The sequence below is a fragment of the Kribbella jejuensis genome (assembly GCF_006715085.1).
GTDB classification, from domain to species: Bacteria; Actinomycetota; Actinomycetes; order Propionibacteriales; family Kribbellaceae; genus Kribbella; species Kribbella jejuensis.
The window spans coordinates 2,932,915-2,946,421 of sequence record NZ_VFMM01000001.1 but is presented as its reverse complement, the minus strand read 5'-3'; the positions used below and the strand labels follow the sequence as shown (position 1 = coordinate 2,946,421).

Sequence of the window (13,507 nt, the reverse complement as noted above, 5' to 3'; positions counted from 1 at the left end):
CTGTGAGAATCGCCTGAGAACCCGCTGATCCCTCGCCGAACACCTCACGCACACCTTAAGTTGCCGGGTGTGGACGTCCTCGAGTACACCCCAGAACCCAACGACTACGCCTGGACCTTCGGCGGGGTAGCACCCGTACGCCGGGTCAAGCCGGGGACCGCGCTGCGCCTGTGGACCGAGGATGCGTACTGCGGCACTCTCCGTAGCACGTCGGACCTGGCCAGCGCCTCCCTCAACATGCCGTACGTGAACCCGCAGACCGGCCCGTTCTACGTCGAGGGCGCGGAGCCGGGCGACACCCTGGTGCTGCACTTCGTCGAGCTCACCCCGGCCCGGACCTGGGGCGTGTCCACCACCATCCCGTACTTCGGCGGCCTGACCAGCACGGACCGGACGGCGACGCTGCAGGACCCGCTGCCCGAGCGGACCTGGATCTACGAGGTGGACACCGACAAGCAGACCGTCGGATTCCAGGCACAGAGCAGCCACCTGGAGCTGGCGCTCCCGCTGGAGCCCATGCTCGGCACGGTCGGCGTGGCGCCGGCCGCAGGTGAGGCGCGCTCCGCACTGGTACCGGAGATGTTCGGCGGCAACATGGACACGCCTGAGATGCGGGCCGGTGCGACCTGCTACCTGAAGGTGAACGTCGAAGGTGCGCTGTTCTCGGTCGGTGACGGCCACTACCGCCAGGGCGAGGGAGAGTCCTGCGGTACCGCGGTCGAGGGCGCGATGAACGTCGTACTCGTCGTGGAGCTGGTCAAGACGCCCGGACCTGTCTGGCCGCGGATCGAGAACGACGAGTACCTCGCGGTCGTCGGCTCCGGCCGGCCACTCGAGGACGCCTGGCGGGCCGGTCAGGTCGACATGGTGCGCTGGCTCGGTGAGCTGTACGGCCTGGACAAGCTGGACGCGTACCAGTTGCTCAGCCAGGTCAGCGAGGTCCCGCTGGCGAACGTCGTCGACGTCAACTACAGCGTGGTCACCAAGGTCCCGAAACGCCTGCTACCGCAGGTCGAGGTGTACGACGGCATCCACCAGCAGCTCAGGCAGCTCTCCTTGAGATAGCGACACCCGCCAGGCACAAAGCCCCGCCGCCCAGTGCGAGCGCCGTGGGAGTCTCCCCGAGAAGCAGCCAGGCCAGGAGAATTGCCACGACCGGTACGGCGTACACGGTGATTCCCATGCGACCCGCACTGGTACGCCGGAGCGCAAAGGCCCAGGTGGTGAAGCCCAACGCGGTAGGGAACGCGGCCAGGTACACGATCCACCAGATGGTTGCCGCGTCGGCGGAGCGAACGTCACTGATCAATGCGGGCGTGAACGGAAGGCACACGATCGCACCGATCGTGCAGGCGAGCCACGTGACCTCTGCGGCGGGCAGGCGGCTCAGGAGAGGCTTCTGCGTGACCACGCCGACGGCGTACGAGATCGCGGCGACGACGCACAGCACGACGCCCCACGTCTCGGCCCGCCCATTCGAGGTCGATGTACCGATCACCACGATCCCCGCGAACGCGACCAGGCCGCCGATCACCAGCTGCCGCGGGAAGCCCTCGCCCAGGCCGAGGCCCGCGAGTACGGCGATCAGTAGCGGGGCGATGTGCACGAGCATGGCGGCCGTACCGGCGTCGAGGCGGCGTTCGGCCTCGTTCAGCGCGAGGTTGTAGACGCCGAACCACAGCACCCCACAGGCGATCAACGGCAGCCGGTCGCGTCCGGTCGGCCAGCGGCGTACGGCCGGACGCGGCCGGGTCAGCAGCAGCGCGCCGAGGAAGATGCTGCCCAGGCCGAGCCGCGCAAGCGAGAGGGCGCCGGCGGAGATCTCGGTGCCAACATGCCGGATGGCGACGAAGGATGAGGCCCACAGGACGACGGTGATCGCGGCGGCGACGGCCGCGAGACCGCTCCGGGCGGGGGCTTCGGTTGAGGTTGTCACGCCACTACGGTAGAAACAGATCGTCGGTAGATCTATGGTGGTTCGGAGGTCAGGAGGGCATTTTGCTTACCGAAACGAGAAGTCAGCTTCTGGATGAGCTCAATACTCGGATCTTCGAGGAGCTCACTGCGGACCCCCGGCTGCGGACCACCGAGCTGGCCCGGCGGCTCGGAGTGTCGACGCCGACGGTCCGCGAGCGGGTGGGCCGGCTGGAGGAGTCCGGCGTGATCCGTGGGTACCGTCTCGACGTCGACCCGGCTGCGCTCGGCCGGCCGGCCGGTCGCGGCGTGGGTGCGGCTGCGGCCCGGGCCGAACCAGATCCCGAAGATCGTCGCGCTCGCCGAGCGCACGCCGGAGGTGGTCGAGTGCCACCGGATCTCCGGCGAGGACTGCTTCCTGATCCGCGTCCAGGTCGCCGAGATCGCCGCCCTGGAAACCGTCCTGGACAACTTCCAGGTGCACGGCCAGACCACGAGCTCGTTCGTCGTCTCCACGCCGGTACCGCCGCGGAGCGTGCCGTTGTCCGCAGGATGAACCCGACCACTTCCCGGAGTGGTTCACATCACTAGTCTGGTGGCGATTTCAGAGACACTCCGGAAGGACCGAGGACCCATGGCTGTCCGTAGAGTTGCCCTGCTCACCGCCGGCGGGCTCGCGCCCTGCCTGTCGTCCGCCGTCGGCGGACTGATCGAGCGCTACACCGAAGTGGCGCCCGACGTGGAGATCATCGCCTACCTGAACGGGTACCACGGCCTGCTCAGCGGCCGGTTCCTGACCGTGACGCCGGAGGTCCGGGAGAAGGCGGCGCTGCTGCACAAGTTCGGCGGCAGCCCGATCGGCAACAGCCGGGTGAAGCTCACCAACACCGCCGACCTGGTCAAGCGCGGCCTGATCGAGGACGGGCAGAACGCCCTCCAGGTCGCGGCCGAGCGGCTGGTCGCGGACGGCGTCGACGTCCTGCACACGATCGGCGGGGACGACACCAACACCACCGCCGCCGACCTCGCGGCGTACCTGCAGGAGCACGACTACAACCTGACCGTGGTCGGCCTGCCGAAGACCATCGACAACGACGTGGTCCCGATCCGGCAGAGCCTGGGCGCCTGGACCGCGGCCGAGCAGGGCGCGCTGTTCGCCAAGAACATCATCGCCGAGCACAGCTCGAACCCGCGGATGCTGATCGTCCACGAGGTGATGGGCCGCAACTGCGGCTGGCTGACCGCCGCCACCGCGCAGGCCTACCAGCAGTGGGTCGACGAGCAGGAGTGGAACCCGGGCATCGGCCTGACCAAGGGCGGCTGGTCGGTGCACGCCGTGTACGTGCCAGAGGCAACGATCGACCTGGACGCCGAGGCGGAGCGGCTGCGCAAGGTCATGGACGAGGAGGACTGCGTGAACATCTTCCTGTCCGAGGGTGCCGGTGTGTCGTCGATCGTGGCCGAGATGGAGGCGCGCGGCGAGGAGGTCGGGCGGGATCCGTTCGGGCACGTCAAGCTGGACACGATCAACCCGGGCGCGTGGTTCGCGAAGCAGTTCGCGGAGCGGATCGGCGCCGAGAAGACGATGGTGCAGAAGAGCGGGTACTTCTCCCGCTCGGCCGCGGCCAACGACCGCGACCTCGCACTGATCAAGGAGTGCACCGACTACGCCGTGGACGCGGCACTGCGCGGTGAGTCCGGTGTGGTCGGCCACGACGAGGAGCGCGGCGACGAGTTGCGCGCGATCGAGTTCCCGCGGATCGCCGGCGGCAAGGAGTTCGACGCCGGCGTGGAGTGGTTCGTCAGCCTGAAGTCGGAGATCGGTCAGGCCTGACGGCGCTCGGTCAGGTCTGAGCGCAGGCGGTCGACCCAGGCGTCGGCCGCCTCCTCGATCTGCGCCAGGACCTCGTCGAAGCCGTCGTCCTCGCCGTAGTACGGATCCGGTACGTCGTCGCGCGCGAACAACTGCGCCGCGGCGCCGTACCGGTTCAGCGTTTCCAGGTGGCCGGAGTCCATCGCGAGCACCAGGTCCCGGTCCCAGGACCGTTGGTACTGCTGGGCGCGATGCGAGCTCCCGTCGTACCCACGGCGTCGCAGCGCCGCCGCCGCGCGCGGGTCCATCCCGTCGCCCACGTGCCAGCCGCCCGTCCCCGAGCTGGAGACGAGCACGCCGTCGATGCCCGCCTCCGCCAGCTTCGCGCGCAGTACCACCTCGCCCATCGGCGAGCGGCAGATGTTCCCGCTGCAGACGATCTCGACGCGCATGCTCAGTGGATTTCGGCCTTCTCCGGCAGCACCGCGTTGATGATCATGCCGACGACGCTGATGATCAACGCGCCGAACAGCGCGGACCAGAACCCGTTGACGTGGAACTGGACGTCCAGCTTGCCGGTGATCCAGGAGGTCAGCAGCAGCATCACCGCGTTGATCACGAAGGTCAGCAGGCCGAGGGTCAGGATCAGCAGCGGGAACGACAGCACCTTCACCACCGGCTTCACGATCGCGTTCACGATCCCGAAGATCGCGGCCACGATCAGCAGCGTGAGCACCCGCTTGCCGGTGGTCGCGCCCTGCAGGGTGATACCGCTGACGATCCAGCTGGCGATCGCCAGCGCGACCGCGTTCGCCAGCAACCTGATGATCAAGTTCTTCATGCCGTCGATCCTCCCACCCACGAGGCGCAAGCACGCTCCGTACACACCCTGATCAGACCCTGGGTATTGACATCGAAAATGACCAAGTGATCTGATCATTTTCATGTCACGACGCTTCGGTGTGCTTCTCGCGTTGTCCCTGACGGCAGCGGGCCTTGCCGTGCCCGCGGTCCCTGCCGCCGCATCGACCTGCGGTGCGGTCACCACGAACTGGACCGCGCGGACGACGCCGCACGCCGCGCCCGAGAACCTGCTGAACGCCTACAGCAACACCGGCAAGGGCTGGACGGGCGCCGACAGCACGTACTCCGTCGCGCTGCCCGGCGGCCGGACGGCGTGGGTCTTCTCGGACACGTTCCTCGGCCCGGTGAACCCGGACGGCAGCCGTCCGACCACGGCGCCGTTCATCAACAACTCGTTCGTGATCCAGCACGGCACCGACCTGAAGACGGTCACCGGCGGTACGGCGACCAACCCGACCGCGCTGGTCCCGCCGCCGTCCGACGGCTGGTACTGGTTCGGCGCAGCCCAGACCAGCCACGCCGGCCAGGACCTCGACGTGGTCGCACTGCGTTTCCAGAAGACCGGTACGGGTCAGTGGGACTGGCGCTGGGCCAGCAACTACCTGGCGCGTTTCGACAGCAAGACGTTCAAGCTCAAGTCGCTGACGCCGATCCCGTCCGCTGCGAACGTGCAGTGGTCCGGCTGGCTGCTGCGCGACCGGGGCTACACCTACATCTACGGAGTCGAGGACCTGGGCGCGTCGAAGTACCAGCATGTCGCCCGCGTGCGTGGCGACGACCTCACCGCGAAGCCCTGGGAGTACTGGACCGGCACAGGCTGGTCCGCTGACGAGGCCGCGTCGACCCGGGTACTCGAGGGCGTTGCCAACGAGCACAGTGTGACCCGATGGGGTGACGGCTACCTCTTGGTCACGCATAACACCAAGGAGCTCTTCAGCAAGAGCATCCTCGGGTACTTCTCCTGCTCGCCCACCGGCCCGTGGGTGAAGCCGGTCGAGCTGTACCAGACCCCGGAGACCGGCGGGAACATCATCACGTACAACTCCCACGAGCACCCGGACCTGCGGCAGGGTACGTCGCTCCTGGTGAGCTACAACGTCAACAGCCTGGTCAGTGACGAGCTGTACGGCGACGTGAGCATCTACCGTCCGCGCTTCCTCTCGGTCACCCTGGCGGCGACCAAGTGAGCGCATCGGGAGGCGTCGTACGGCGGAGTCTGCTGGACGACCTGGCGACGTCGATGCTCACGCTGATCGAGGAGCGCAAGCTGGCGCCGGGGGACCAGTTCGAGGCGGTACGGTCGCTCGCGGAGCGCTTCAAGGTCGCCGTACCGACTGTCCGCGAGGCCCTGCGCCGGCTGGAGGCTACCGGGGCTGTCGAGCTCCGGCACGGCTCTGGTGTCTACGTGGGTCCGAACGTCGGCCGCTTGGTGCTGGCGAACCCCCTGGCGCTGGCGCCGAGCCCTGACCGGTTGGTGGAGCTGCTGCAGGCACGTGCACTGATCGAACCGCCTGTTGCGGCACTGGCCGCCAGGACTCGTGCGGAGACCGCGCTGGAGCAGATGGCGAAGGACCTCGAGGCTGCGGCCGAGCTGATCGCCTCCGGCGACCACGCGCAGCTGGCCGAGGTGAACATGGACTTCCACCGCTCACTCGCCCAGGCGTCCGGCAACGCGACCCTGGCCGAGGTGGTCGAGTCCGTGACCGTCGTGAACGCCCGGGAGCAGTTGGAGATCCTGCACATCCACGGCGACCGCCAGGCCGACCTGGACGAACACCGGGCGATCTACGACGCGATCCGGTCCGGTGACCCCGACCTGGCCGAGCTGCTCACCCGCGAGCACCTGGACGGCGTCCTTGCCGTCATCAACGAAAAACTTCAGCAACCCTGAGCTGAGAGGAACACCATGATTCACCGGAAAGCGCTGACGGCGTTGGCCGTGGCCGGAGCGCTGGCTCTGTCCGCCTGTGGCGGCGGTGGTGGTGCCGCCGCGCCGAAGAAGGGCGAGGACAAGCCGGTCGACTCGCTGAAGTTCTACAACGACAAGGGCGGCTGGAAGGACGCGTTCACCCAGGTCGGCGCGGCCAGCAAGAAGGATATCGGCGTCGGCATGGAACCGGTCGGGTACTCCGACTCGAACACGTACACCGCGTTCATCCGGTCCTCGTTCCGGACCAAGGAGAAGGCCGACCTGTTCACCTGGCACACCGGCAAGGAACTTCAGGATCTGGTGGACCAGAAGCTCGTTGCCGAGACCACCGACCAGTGGACCAAGGCTGTTGCTGACGGCAACATCCCGGAACAGCTCAAGCAGTACTTCACCTTCGACGGCAAGCAGTACTGCGTACCGCTGAACGCCGGCTACTGGGTGATGTACTACAACAAGGCCGTCTTCAAGAAGGCCGGGATCACCGAGACCCCGAAGACCTGGGCCGATCTGCTGAAGGTCGCCGACAAGGTCAAGGCGATCGGCGTGAAGCCGTTCTACCAGACCAACATCCTGTTCTCGTTCGTCTGGTTCGAGACCCTGCTCGCGGGCAAGGACCCCGACCTGTACGACGCACTCGCCACCGGTAAGGCGAAGTACACCGACCAGGGTGTCGTCGACGTGATGAACGAGTGGAAGAAGATGATCGACGCCGGCTACTTCAGCGACCCGGGCTCGAAGACCGAGCCGCAGGCGCAGCTGAAGAACGGCGACGTCGCGATGGAGAACTTCGGCACCTGGTTCAGCGGCAACCTGAACACGCTGAAGATGAAGGCCGGCACCGACTACGACTTCTTCATCATCCCGAACGTGAACCCCGCGCTGCCCAAGACCTCGATGATCTTCGAGACCGGGCCGGTCTGCTCGGCCGCGGCGAGCGATCACGCGTCGACGGTGAAGAAGTGGACCGACTGGTGGGTCACGCCGCAGGCGCAGACCGCCTGGGCGAACTCGCGCGGCGACCTGTCGTTCAACCCGAAGGCCGAGATCAAGGACCCGGGGCTGGCGGCGCTCAACAAGGACGTCGGCGGCGACGGGTACCGGCTGATCAACCGGTGGTTCGAGGCGACGCCGGTGCCGGTGGCCAACAAGGCGCTGGAGGTGTTCGGCGCGTTCGTGACCAAGCCGGGTGACCCGATGCCGGGCCTGCAGAAGATCCAGGCCGAGGCGGACGCGTACTGGGCCAAGCAGAAGTGACCTCCACGATCGAGCGGTCACCGGTCAAGGTCCGGGCGCGGAGTCAACGCCCGGACCGGACCGGTGCCCGGGCGGCACCGCTGTTCGGACTGCCCGCGGTAGCTGTCGTCGCGCTGCTGCTGTACCTCCCGTTCCTGTGGACGACGTACGTCAGCTTCACCTCCTACGACGGGCTCGCGTCACCGGTGTGGTCCGGGCTGGCGAACTACAAGGCGATGTTCAGCGACCCCGACCTGGTCGGGGCGCTGGTCAACACGCTGCTGTGGGTGGTCGGCATGGTCACGCTGCCGGTCGCGCTCGGCCTGCTCGTCGCGGTGCTGACGTACGGGCACAAGTGGGGCACCTGGTTGCGGCTGCCGTTCCTGCTGCCGTACGCGATCTCCGGTGTGGCCGTCGGCGTCATCTGGGGCTTCGTACTGCAGCCGGACGGCGCACTGGGTCAGGCACTCGGGTTCTTCGGGCTCCCGGGTGCCCACACCGGCTGGCTGCAGGCAGGCCCCGGCAACACGATCATGATGATCATCGCCGTCACCTGGCAGGCCGCCGGCGTCAACGCCCTGCTGTTCGTCGTAGGCCTCCAATCGATTCCGAGCGAACCGCTCGAGGCCGCGCGTTTGGACGGTGCCGACGGCTTCAAGCTCTTCCGCTTTCATCTCTGGCCACAACTGCGTCCGATCACCACGGTGGTTGTCGGCTTGTCGATCGTCGGCAGTCTGAAGACGTTCGACGTGGTGTGGGTGATGACCCAAGGTGGGCCGGGTACGTCGTCGGAGACCCTCGCGCTGTCCATGTACAAGGAGACGTTCGTGCTGAACGACTACGGCCAGGGCGCGGCGATCGCGCTGTTCCTGAGCCTGGTGACGTTCGCCGCGTCGATCCTGTACCTGCGCTACCAGTTGGGGGATGCCCGTGAGCAGGGTTAAGACCGCGGTGCTGATCGTGCTCGGTCTGTTGTGGCTGGCACCCGTTTATCTGTTGGTCGTCAATGCGTCGAAGTCCGTCGACGGTTACGACGCGAAGACCGTCTGGAAGCCGGCGGGGTTCGACCTGTTCGCGAACTTCGGGGACGCGTGGAGCAAGGCGGCGCTCAGCGACACGTTGGTGTCGACGACGATGTACAGCGTGATCGCGCCGGTGCTCGCGGTCCTGGTCGGCGCGGCCGCCGGATACGCGATCGTCGTACTGAAACTGAAGCGTGGGTTCCTGTGGTTCGTGTTCATCTTCGGCGGGACGATATTTCCGCTGCAAATGATCCTGATGCCGCTGTTCTCCGGGTACGCGAACTCCGGGCTGTACGACACCCGGATTGGGATGATCGTCGTGTACACCGCGATCAGCGTGCCGTTCTCGGCGTTCGTGATGCGGAACTTCTTCACTGGGATCGCGCGTAGCGTGTTCGAGGCCGCGGTGGTCGACGGCGGCGGGCTGTTCCGGATCTTCCGCAGCATCTACCTGCCGATGGCGGGTTCGGCGCTGGCCGCGATCTTCATCCTGCAGGCCACCTTCGTCTGGAACGACCTGCTGCTCGGCCTCACGCTGAGCCAGTCCGACTCGGTCCGCCCAATCATGCCGGCCCTCACCGGCCTGCAGAGCACGTACGGCGGCGCCGCGCTGCCGACCGTCCTCGCCGGCGGCCTGCTCGTCTCGCTCCCCACCGTCATCCTGTTCCTCGCCGCCCAACGCTTCTTCTCCCGGGGCCTCGCCCTGGGTCAGTTCTGAGAGGACACATATGCCAAGAACAGTCGTCGTGACAGGTGGTGCCGCCGGCATCGGGCGCGGTGCCGTGGAGCGCTTCCTCGCCGCCGGCGACCACGTTGTCGTCCTTGATCGCGAGATCTCTGCACTCGATGGACAGGTCACCGGCCTGCAGGTAGACGTTGCCGACCGGGCCGCGCTGGCAGCCGCCGCGGAAGAGATCGGCGAAGTGGACGCCCTTGTCTGTGCCGCGGGCGTCCAGCGCTACGGAACTGTTGTCGATACGCCCGCCGCCGTCTACGACGAGGTGATGGCCGTCAATGTCGGCGGCGTGTTCTTCGCCTGCCAGGCGTTCGTCCCGAAACTTCCTCGCGGCGGGAGTGTCGTGGTGGTGGCGTCCGTGCAGGCGTACGCCGCGCAGACGAGCGTCGCCGCGTACTCGATGGGCAAGGGCGCGCTGTTGAGCCTCGTCCGCGCGATGGCTGTGGACCACGCCGCCGATGGCATCCGGGTGAACGCCGTTTGCCCGGGGTCGGTGGACACACCCATGCTGCGGACGTCGGCCGCGCAGTTCGGCAACGGGCGATCGACCGACGAGGTGGTCGCCGAGTGGGGCCGGTCGCATCCGCTCGGCCGGGTCGCGACGCCGGGAGAAGTTGCCGAGGTCATCTACTTCCTGTCCTCACCGGCCGCGTCGTTCGTCACCGGCGCCGACGTCAAGGTCGACGGTGGGCTGACCGCGGGGCTTCCCGTCGTACTGCCGGAGGGCCGGAAGTGAAGATCGTCGACGTCCGCGCGACCACGGTGACGATGCCGCTGGAGGCGCCGCTGCGGCACAGCAACGGGGCGCACTGGGGACGCTTCGTGCGGACCGTCGTGGAGGTCGAGGCCGACAACGGGCTGATCGGGCTGGGCGAGATGGGCGGCGGCGGACAGAGCGCCGAGGCCGCGGTCGCCGGGCTGAAGGAGTACCTGGTCGGCCACGACCCGGCCCGGACCGAGGCGTTGCGCTGGATGCTCGCCAACCCGACCGCGAGCCTGTACAACAACCGAACTCAGTTGCTAGCGGCAATTGAATTCGCCTGCCTGGACCTGCAGGGCCGTGAGCTCGGCGTACCCGTGCACGCGTTGCTCGGCGGCAAGGTCAGGAACCGGGTACCGTTCGCCAGCTACCTGTTCTTCCGGCATCCGGCGGACGACGGTACCGGTGAGATCCGCACCGCCGAGCAGCTGGTCGCGCATGCGCGTTCGCTGGTCGACGAGCACGGATTCAGCGTGCACAAGCTGAAGGGTGGCGTTTTCCCGCCGGACTACGAGCGCGAGTGTTTCCGCGCGCTGGCGGAGGCGTTCCCGGGGCATCGCGTGCGGTTCGATCCGAACGGCGCCTTCAGCGTCGAGGAGGCGATCCGGTTCGCGCGCGGTATCGAGGACCTCGACAACGACTACCTCGAGGACCCCACCTGGGGACTGAACGGGATGCGCCGGGTCCGCCAGAACACGCCGATCCCGCTCGCCACCAACACCGTCGTGGTGAACTTCGAGCAACTCGCCGCGAATGTTCTCGACCCGGCCGTCGACGTGATCCTGCTCGACACCACGTTCTGGGGCGGGATCCGTCCGTGTATCAAGGCGGCCGGCGTCTGCGAGACGTTCCAGCTCGGCGTCGCGGTGCACTCCTCGGGCGAGCTCGGTATCCAGCTCGCGACCATGCTGCACCTCGGTGCGGTGGTTCCCAACCTGTCGTTCGCCGCGGATGCGCACTACCACCATCTGCGCGACGACATCATTGCCGGCGGCAAGCTTCCGTACGTCGACGGCGCGATCGCGGTCCCGGACGCGCCCGGACTCGGCGTCGAACTGGACCGCGACAAGCTCGCCGAGTACGCCGAACTGTTCCGCGAACTCGGCCCCTACCCGTACGACCGCGATCCGGCCCGCCCGGACTGGTACCCGCTGCTACCGAACACCGATTGGGCAGACCCGTCATGACGATCCCGCGTTCCGCCGACCTGGCGAGCGACGTCCTCACGCACTCGTACGACGACATGTTCAACCCGCCGGGGCTGACGAACTTCCTCGGCACCGCCCAGGTCGACCACGACGTGGTCGCGATCCGCAGCGTGAACTTCCCGCCGTACTCGCACGGCGACACGATCACCGGCCAGCTGTACGTCGACGGCCGCCTGGCCCGCTCGTACGGTGGCACCGTCGAGGTCGTGTGGCGCCCGGACCGCGTGATCCGCTCGACCACAGTCGACGGGCTGGAGGTACGCACCACCACCGCCTGCGCCCCGGGCAGACCAGCCGTGGTCGTACAACTGGACATTGCTGGGCAACCGGGTCGATCGGTTCAGGTTGGGCTTTCGTTGGCAAGTACTGCGACCCGTTCGTCGACCGGATGGTTGCGCCCGGAGCCCCCGTCCGAGCCCAATACGCTGACAGTTGTAGACAGTCGCGTTGTCGGCACTGGGGCGTCCAAATCCGCCGTCAGCGTGCAAGGCCTCGACGTACCCAGCACTGTGGACAGGGGGATGCTCGAGGCCACAGTTGTCCTGGACCGCGCCGGGCAGGCGCGACTGTCGTATGTACATGTGCTGGCAGGAACGTTGGAGGAGGCCACGGAGCACTTCGACGTGTGCGTGGCCGACGTACCGGCGGTGATCTCGGTCGCGGAGAGCATGTGGGACGTGGCGATCGCCGACGCCTTCGACCCGTCCAGCGAGGGCTTCAGCGGATCGCTGCCAGTGCTCGAGACGTCCAACGAGGCGCTGCGGAAGCTGTACTGGTGGGGCGTCCTCGGCGTGATCTGGTTCCGTCGTGACAACCCGGCGAGCGTACTCGGGCGGACGTACGACACGTTGATGCCGCGGTACTGGCAGACCACGACGTTCATCTGGGACTACAGCCTGTCCTCGCTGACGCATGCGCTGCTCGACCCCGAGCCGATGCGCAAGCACATCGAGCACTGGATCGACCTCGACATCCACAAGCACTTCGGCACCGAGTGGCTGACCGGCGGACCGGTCGGCTACTGGTACTCCGTCAACGACTTCGCCATGACTCGCCTGGTGCGTGACTACGTCCGTTTCACCGGCGACGACGCGTTCCTGGACGCCGCGGTTGGCCCGAAGGCGGTGGGGGAGCACGTAAACGATTGGGCGACCGCCTGGCGCGGGCTGCGTGGTGAGCACGCTCTGGCAGACTACGGCGGCATCGACAACCTGCTGGAGTGTGTGAGCAGCTATGTGCACGAGGTGGCGAGCTTCAACGCCGCCAACGTCTGGTGCATGAGGGTGGCCGCTGAGATCGCAGACCGGTCGGGTGACTCGGACCGTGCGGCGCTACTGCGCAAGGAGGCGTCTGCGCAGGCAGGGCACGTCAACGAGCTGTACGTGGACGGCAAGGGCTTCTGGAACGCCCGGCAACCGGACGGCACGCTCGTACCGGTACGGCACTGCTACGACTTCAACATCGTCGGTACGACGATCCCGGACGACATGTCCGAGTCGCAGCGCGCGGAGATGGTCACGTTCTTCCAGCAGGAGCTGCAGACACCTACCTGGATGCGGGCACTGTCGCCGTACGACGCGGACGCCTCGTACAGCGTCCGCCCGGACCACCAGTGGAACGGCGCGTACCCGGCGTGGCCGGCCGACGCGGGGCGCGCATTGTTCGCGCTCGGGCGTGGCGACGTACTGCTGGACTGGCTGCCCGGTCTTGCGAAGACCGCGAACCAGGGGCCGTGCGGTCAAGCGCACTTCGTCGAGGAGGCGCAGCCCCCGATGGCAGGTGGCGCGGCGAAGGCGCCGTCACAGTTCCCGTACCTGATCGACTGGTCCTGCTCGTCCTCCGGCGCATGGGTCAGCCTGGTCCTGGAAGGCATCTTCGGCATCGAGGTAGCCCTCGACGGGACCGTCACCGCGAATCCACAGCTCGCCCAGCTCGACCCCAACGCCCGCCTGACCGGCCTCCGAGTCGGTTCCCGGACGTACGACGTGACCGCGGACGGGCTGGTCCGACGGTAGGTCTGACGGTAC

At 67.4% G+C, this 13,507-nt stretch carries 14 protein-coding genes and 1 pseudogene; 12 read left to right on the top strand and 3 right to left on the bottom strand.

Annotated elements, in window-relative coordinates; genetic code table 11:
- Positions 1–69 precede the first annotated feature (69 nt).
- On the top strand, positions 70–1,065 hold the full coding sequence (locus tag FB475_RS14470) for an acetamidase/formamidase family protein (RefSeq protein WP_141856273.1): 996 nt from the start codon (positions 70–72) through the stop codon (positions 1,063–1,065).
- Here the strand turns inward: FB475_RS14470 and FB475_RS14465 are convergent.
- Positions 1,043–1,936, bottom strand: coding sequence for a DMT family transporter (locus tag FB475_RS14465; protein ID WP_141856271.1), 894 nt, complete (start codon positions 1,934–1,936; stop codon positions 1,043–1,045). The genes FB475_RS14470 and FB475_RS14465 overlap by 23 nt on opposite strands.
- Between FB475_RS14465 and FB475_RS38285 the strand changes: the two are divergent.
- From FB475_RS38285 to FB475_RS14455, 3 genes and pseudogenes are all read left to right on the top strand, one after another.
- Positions 1,924–2,121, top strand: a pseudogene (locus tag FB475_RS38285) (AsnC family transcriptional regulator); the annotation flags it as partial. The gene FB475_RS14465 and the pseudogene FB475_RS38285 overlap by 13 nt on opposite strands.
- A gap of 46 nt (positions 2,122–2,167) precedes the next feature.
- A complete protein-coding gene (locus FB475_RS37575; RefSeq protein ID WP_238332143.1) occupies positions 2,168–2,470 on the top strand; it encodes an Lrp/AsnC ligand binding domain-containing protein in 303 nt (100 codons plus the stop codon).
- A gap of 78 nt (positions 2,471–2,548) precedes the next feature.
- Positions 2,549–3,748: a pyrophosphate--fructose-6-phosphate 1-phosphotransferase gene (locus tag FB475_RS14455; RefSeq protein WP_141856269.1), complete on the top strand. Its 1,200-nt coding sequence runs from the start codon at positions 2,549–2,551 to the stop codon at positions 3,746–3,748.
- Here FB475_RS14455 and FB475_RS14450 read toward each other — a convergent pair.
- Together FB475_RS14450 and FB475_RS14445 are read right to left on the bottom strand one after the other, a co-directional pair.
- Positions 3,739–4,179, bottom strand: a complete 441-nt coding sequence (locus FB475_RS14450) for a low molecular weight protein-tyrosine-phosphatase (RefSeq protein WP_141856267.1) — start codon at positions 4,177–4,179, stop codon at positions 3,739–3,741. The genes FB475_RS14455 and FB475_RS14450 overlap by 10 nt on opposite strands.
- 2 nt (positions 4,180–4,181) lie before the next feature.
- On the bottom strand, positions 4,182–4,568 hold the full coding sequence (locus FB475_RS14445; protein WP_141856265.1) for a phage holin family protein: 387 nt from the start codon (positions 4,566–4,568) through the stop codon (positions 4,182–4,184).
- 103 nt (positions 4,569–4,671) lie between these two features.
- Between FB475_RS14445 and FB475_RS14440 the strand changes: the two genes are divergently transcribed.
- The 8 genes from FB475_RS14440 to FB475_RS14405 are packed head-to-tail and all read left to right on the top strand — an operon-like array spanning position 4,672 to position 13,495.
- Positions 4,672–5,778 carry a DUF4185 domain-containing protein gene (locus tag FB475_RS14440; RefSeq protein ID WP_141856263.1) on the top strand — a complete coding sequence of 369 codons (1,107 nt, stop codon included), beginning with the start codon at positions 4,672–4,674 and terminating at the stop codon, positions 5,776–5,778.
- Positions 5,775–6,482, top strand: coding sequence for a FadR/GntR family transcriptional regulator (locus FB475_RS14435; protein ID WP_202878327.1), 708 nt, complete (start codon positions 5,775–5,777; stop codon positions 6,480–6,482). The genes FB475_RS14440 and FB475_RS14435 overlap by 4 nt, the downstream gene beginning before the upstream one ends.
- Before the next feature lie 15 nt (positions 6,483–6,497).
- Positions 6,498–7,775 carry an ABC transporter substrate-binding protein gene (locus FB475_RS14430; protein ID WP_141856261.1) on the top strand — a complete coding sequence of 426 codons (1,278 nt, stop codon included), beginning with the start codon at positions 6,498–6,500 and terminating at the stop codon, positions 7,773–7,775.
- Complete coding sequence (locus FB475_RS14425) at positions 7,772–8,698, top strand: carbohydrate ABC transporter permease (protein WP_238332142.1); 927 nt, start codon at positions 7,772–7,774, stop codon at positions 8,696–8,698. The genes FB475_RS14430 and FB475_RS14425 overlap by 4 nt, the downstream gene beginning before the upstream one ends.
- On the top strand, positions 8,685–9,494 hold the full coding sequence (locus tag FB475_RS14420) for a carbohydrate ABC transporter permease (RefSeq protein ID WP_141856257.1): 810 nt from the start codon (positions 8,685–8,687) through the stop codon (positions 9,492–9,494). The genes FB475_RS14425 and FB475_RS14420 overlap by 14 nt, the downstream gene beginning before the upstream one ends.
- Before the next feature lie 28 nt (positions 9,495–9,522).
- The gene (locus tag FB475_RS14415) at positions 9,523–10,248 is read left to right on the top strand and encodes an SDR family NAD(P)-dependent oxidoreductase (protein ID WP_238332141.1); all 726 of its coding nucleotides are present in this window, start codon (positions 9,523–9,525) and stop codon (positions 10,246–10,248) included.
- Positions 10,245–11,459, top strand: a complete 1,215-nt coding sequence (locus FB475_RS14410; protein WP_141856253.1) for an enolase C-terminal domain-like protein — start codon at positions 10,245–10,247, stop codon at positions 11,457–11,459. Before FB475_RS14415 ends, FB475_RS14410 begins: the two co-directional genes overlap by 4 nt.
- A complete protein-coding gene (locus FB475_RS14405) occupies positions 11,456–13,495 on the top strand; it encodes a glucosidase family protein (RefSeq protein ID WP_141856251.1) in 2,040 nt (679 codons plus the stop codon). Before FB475_RS14410 ends, FB475_RS14405 begins: the two co-directional genes overlap by 4 nt.
- Positions 13,496–13,507 lie beyond the last annotated feature (12 nt).

Bases quoted from the DNA above. Each gene is read 5' to 3' on its own strand.
- FB475_RS14445 (WP_141856265.1), bottom strand. From the start codon at position 4,568: ATGAAGAACTTGATCATCAGGTTGCTGGCGAACGCGGTCGCGCTGGCG.
- FB475_RS14440 (WP_141856263.1), top strand. From the start codon at position 4,672: ATGTCACGACGCTTCGGTGTGCTTCTCGCGTTGTCCCTGACGGCAGCG.
- FB475_RS14455 (WP_141856269.1), top strand. From the start codon at position 2,549: ATGGCTGTCCGTAGAGTTGCCCTGCTCACCGCCGGCGGGCTCGCGCCC.
- FB475_RS14405 (WP_141856251.1), top strand. From the start codon at position 11,456: ATGACGATCCCGCGTTCCGCCGACCTGGCGAGCGACGTCCTCACGCAC.
- FB475_RS14450 (WP_141856267.1), bottom strand. From the start codon at position 4,179: ATGCGCGTCGAGATCGTCTGCAGCGGGAACATCTGCCGCTCGCCGATG.
- FB475_RS14430 (WP_141856261.1), top strand. From the start codon at position 6,498: ATGATTCACCGGAAAGCGCTGACGGCGTTGGCCGTGGCCGGAGCGCTG.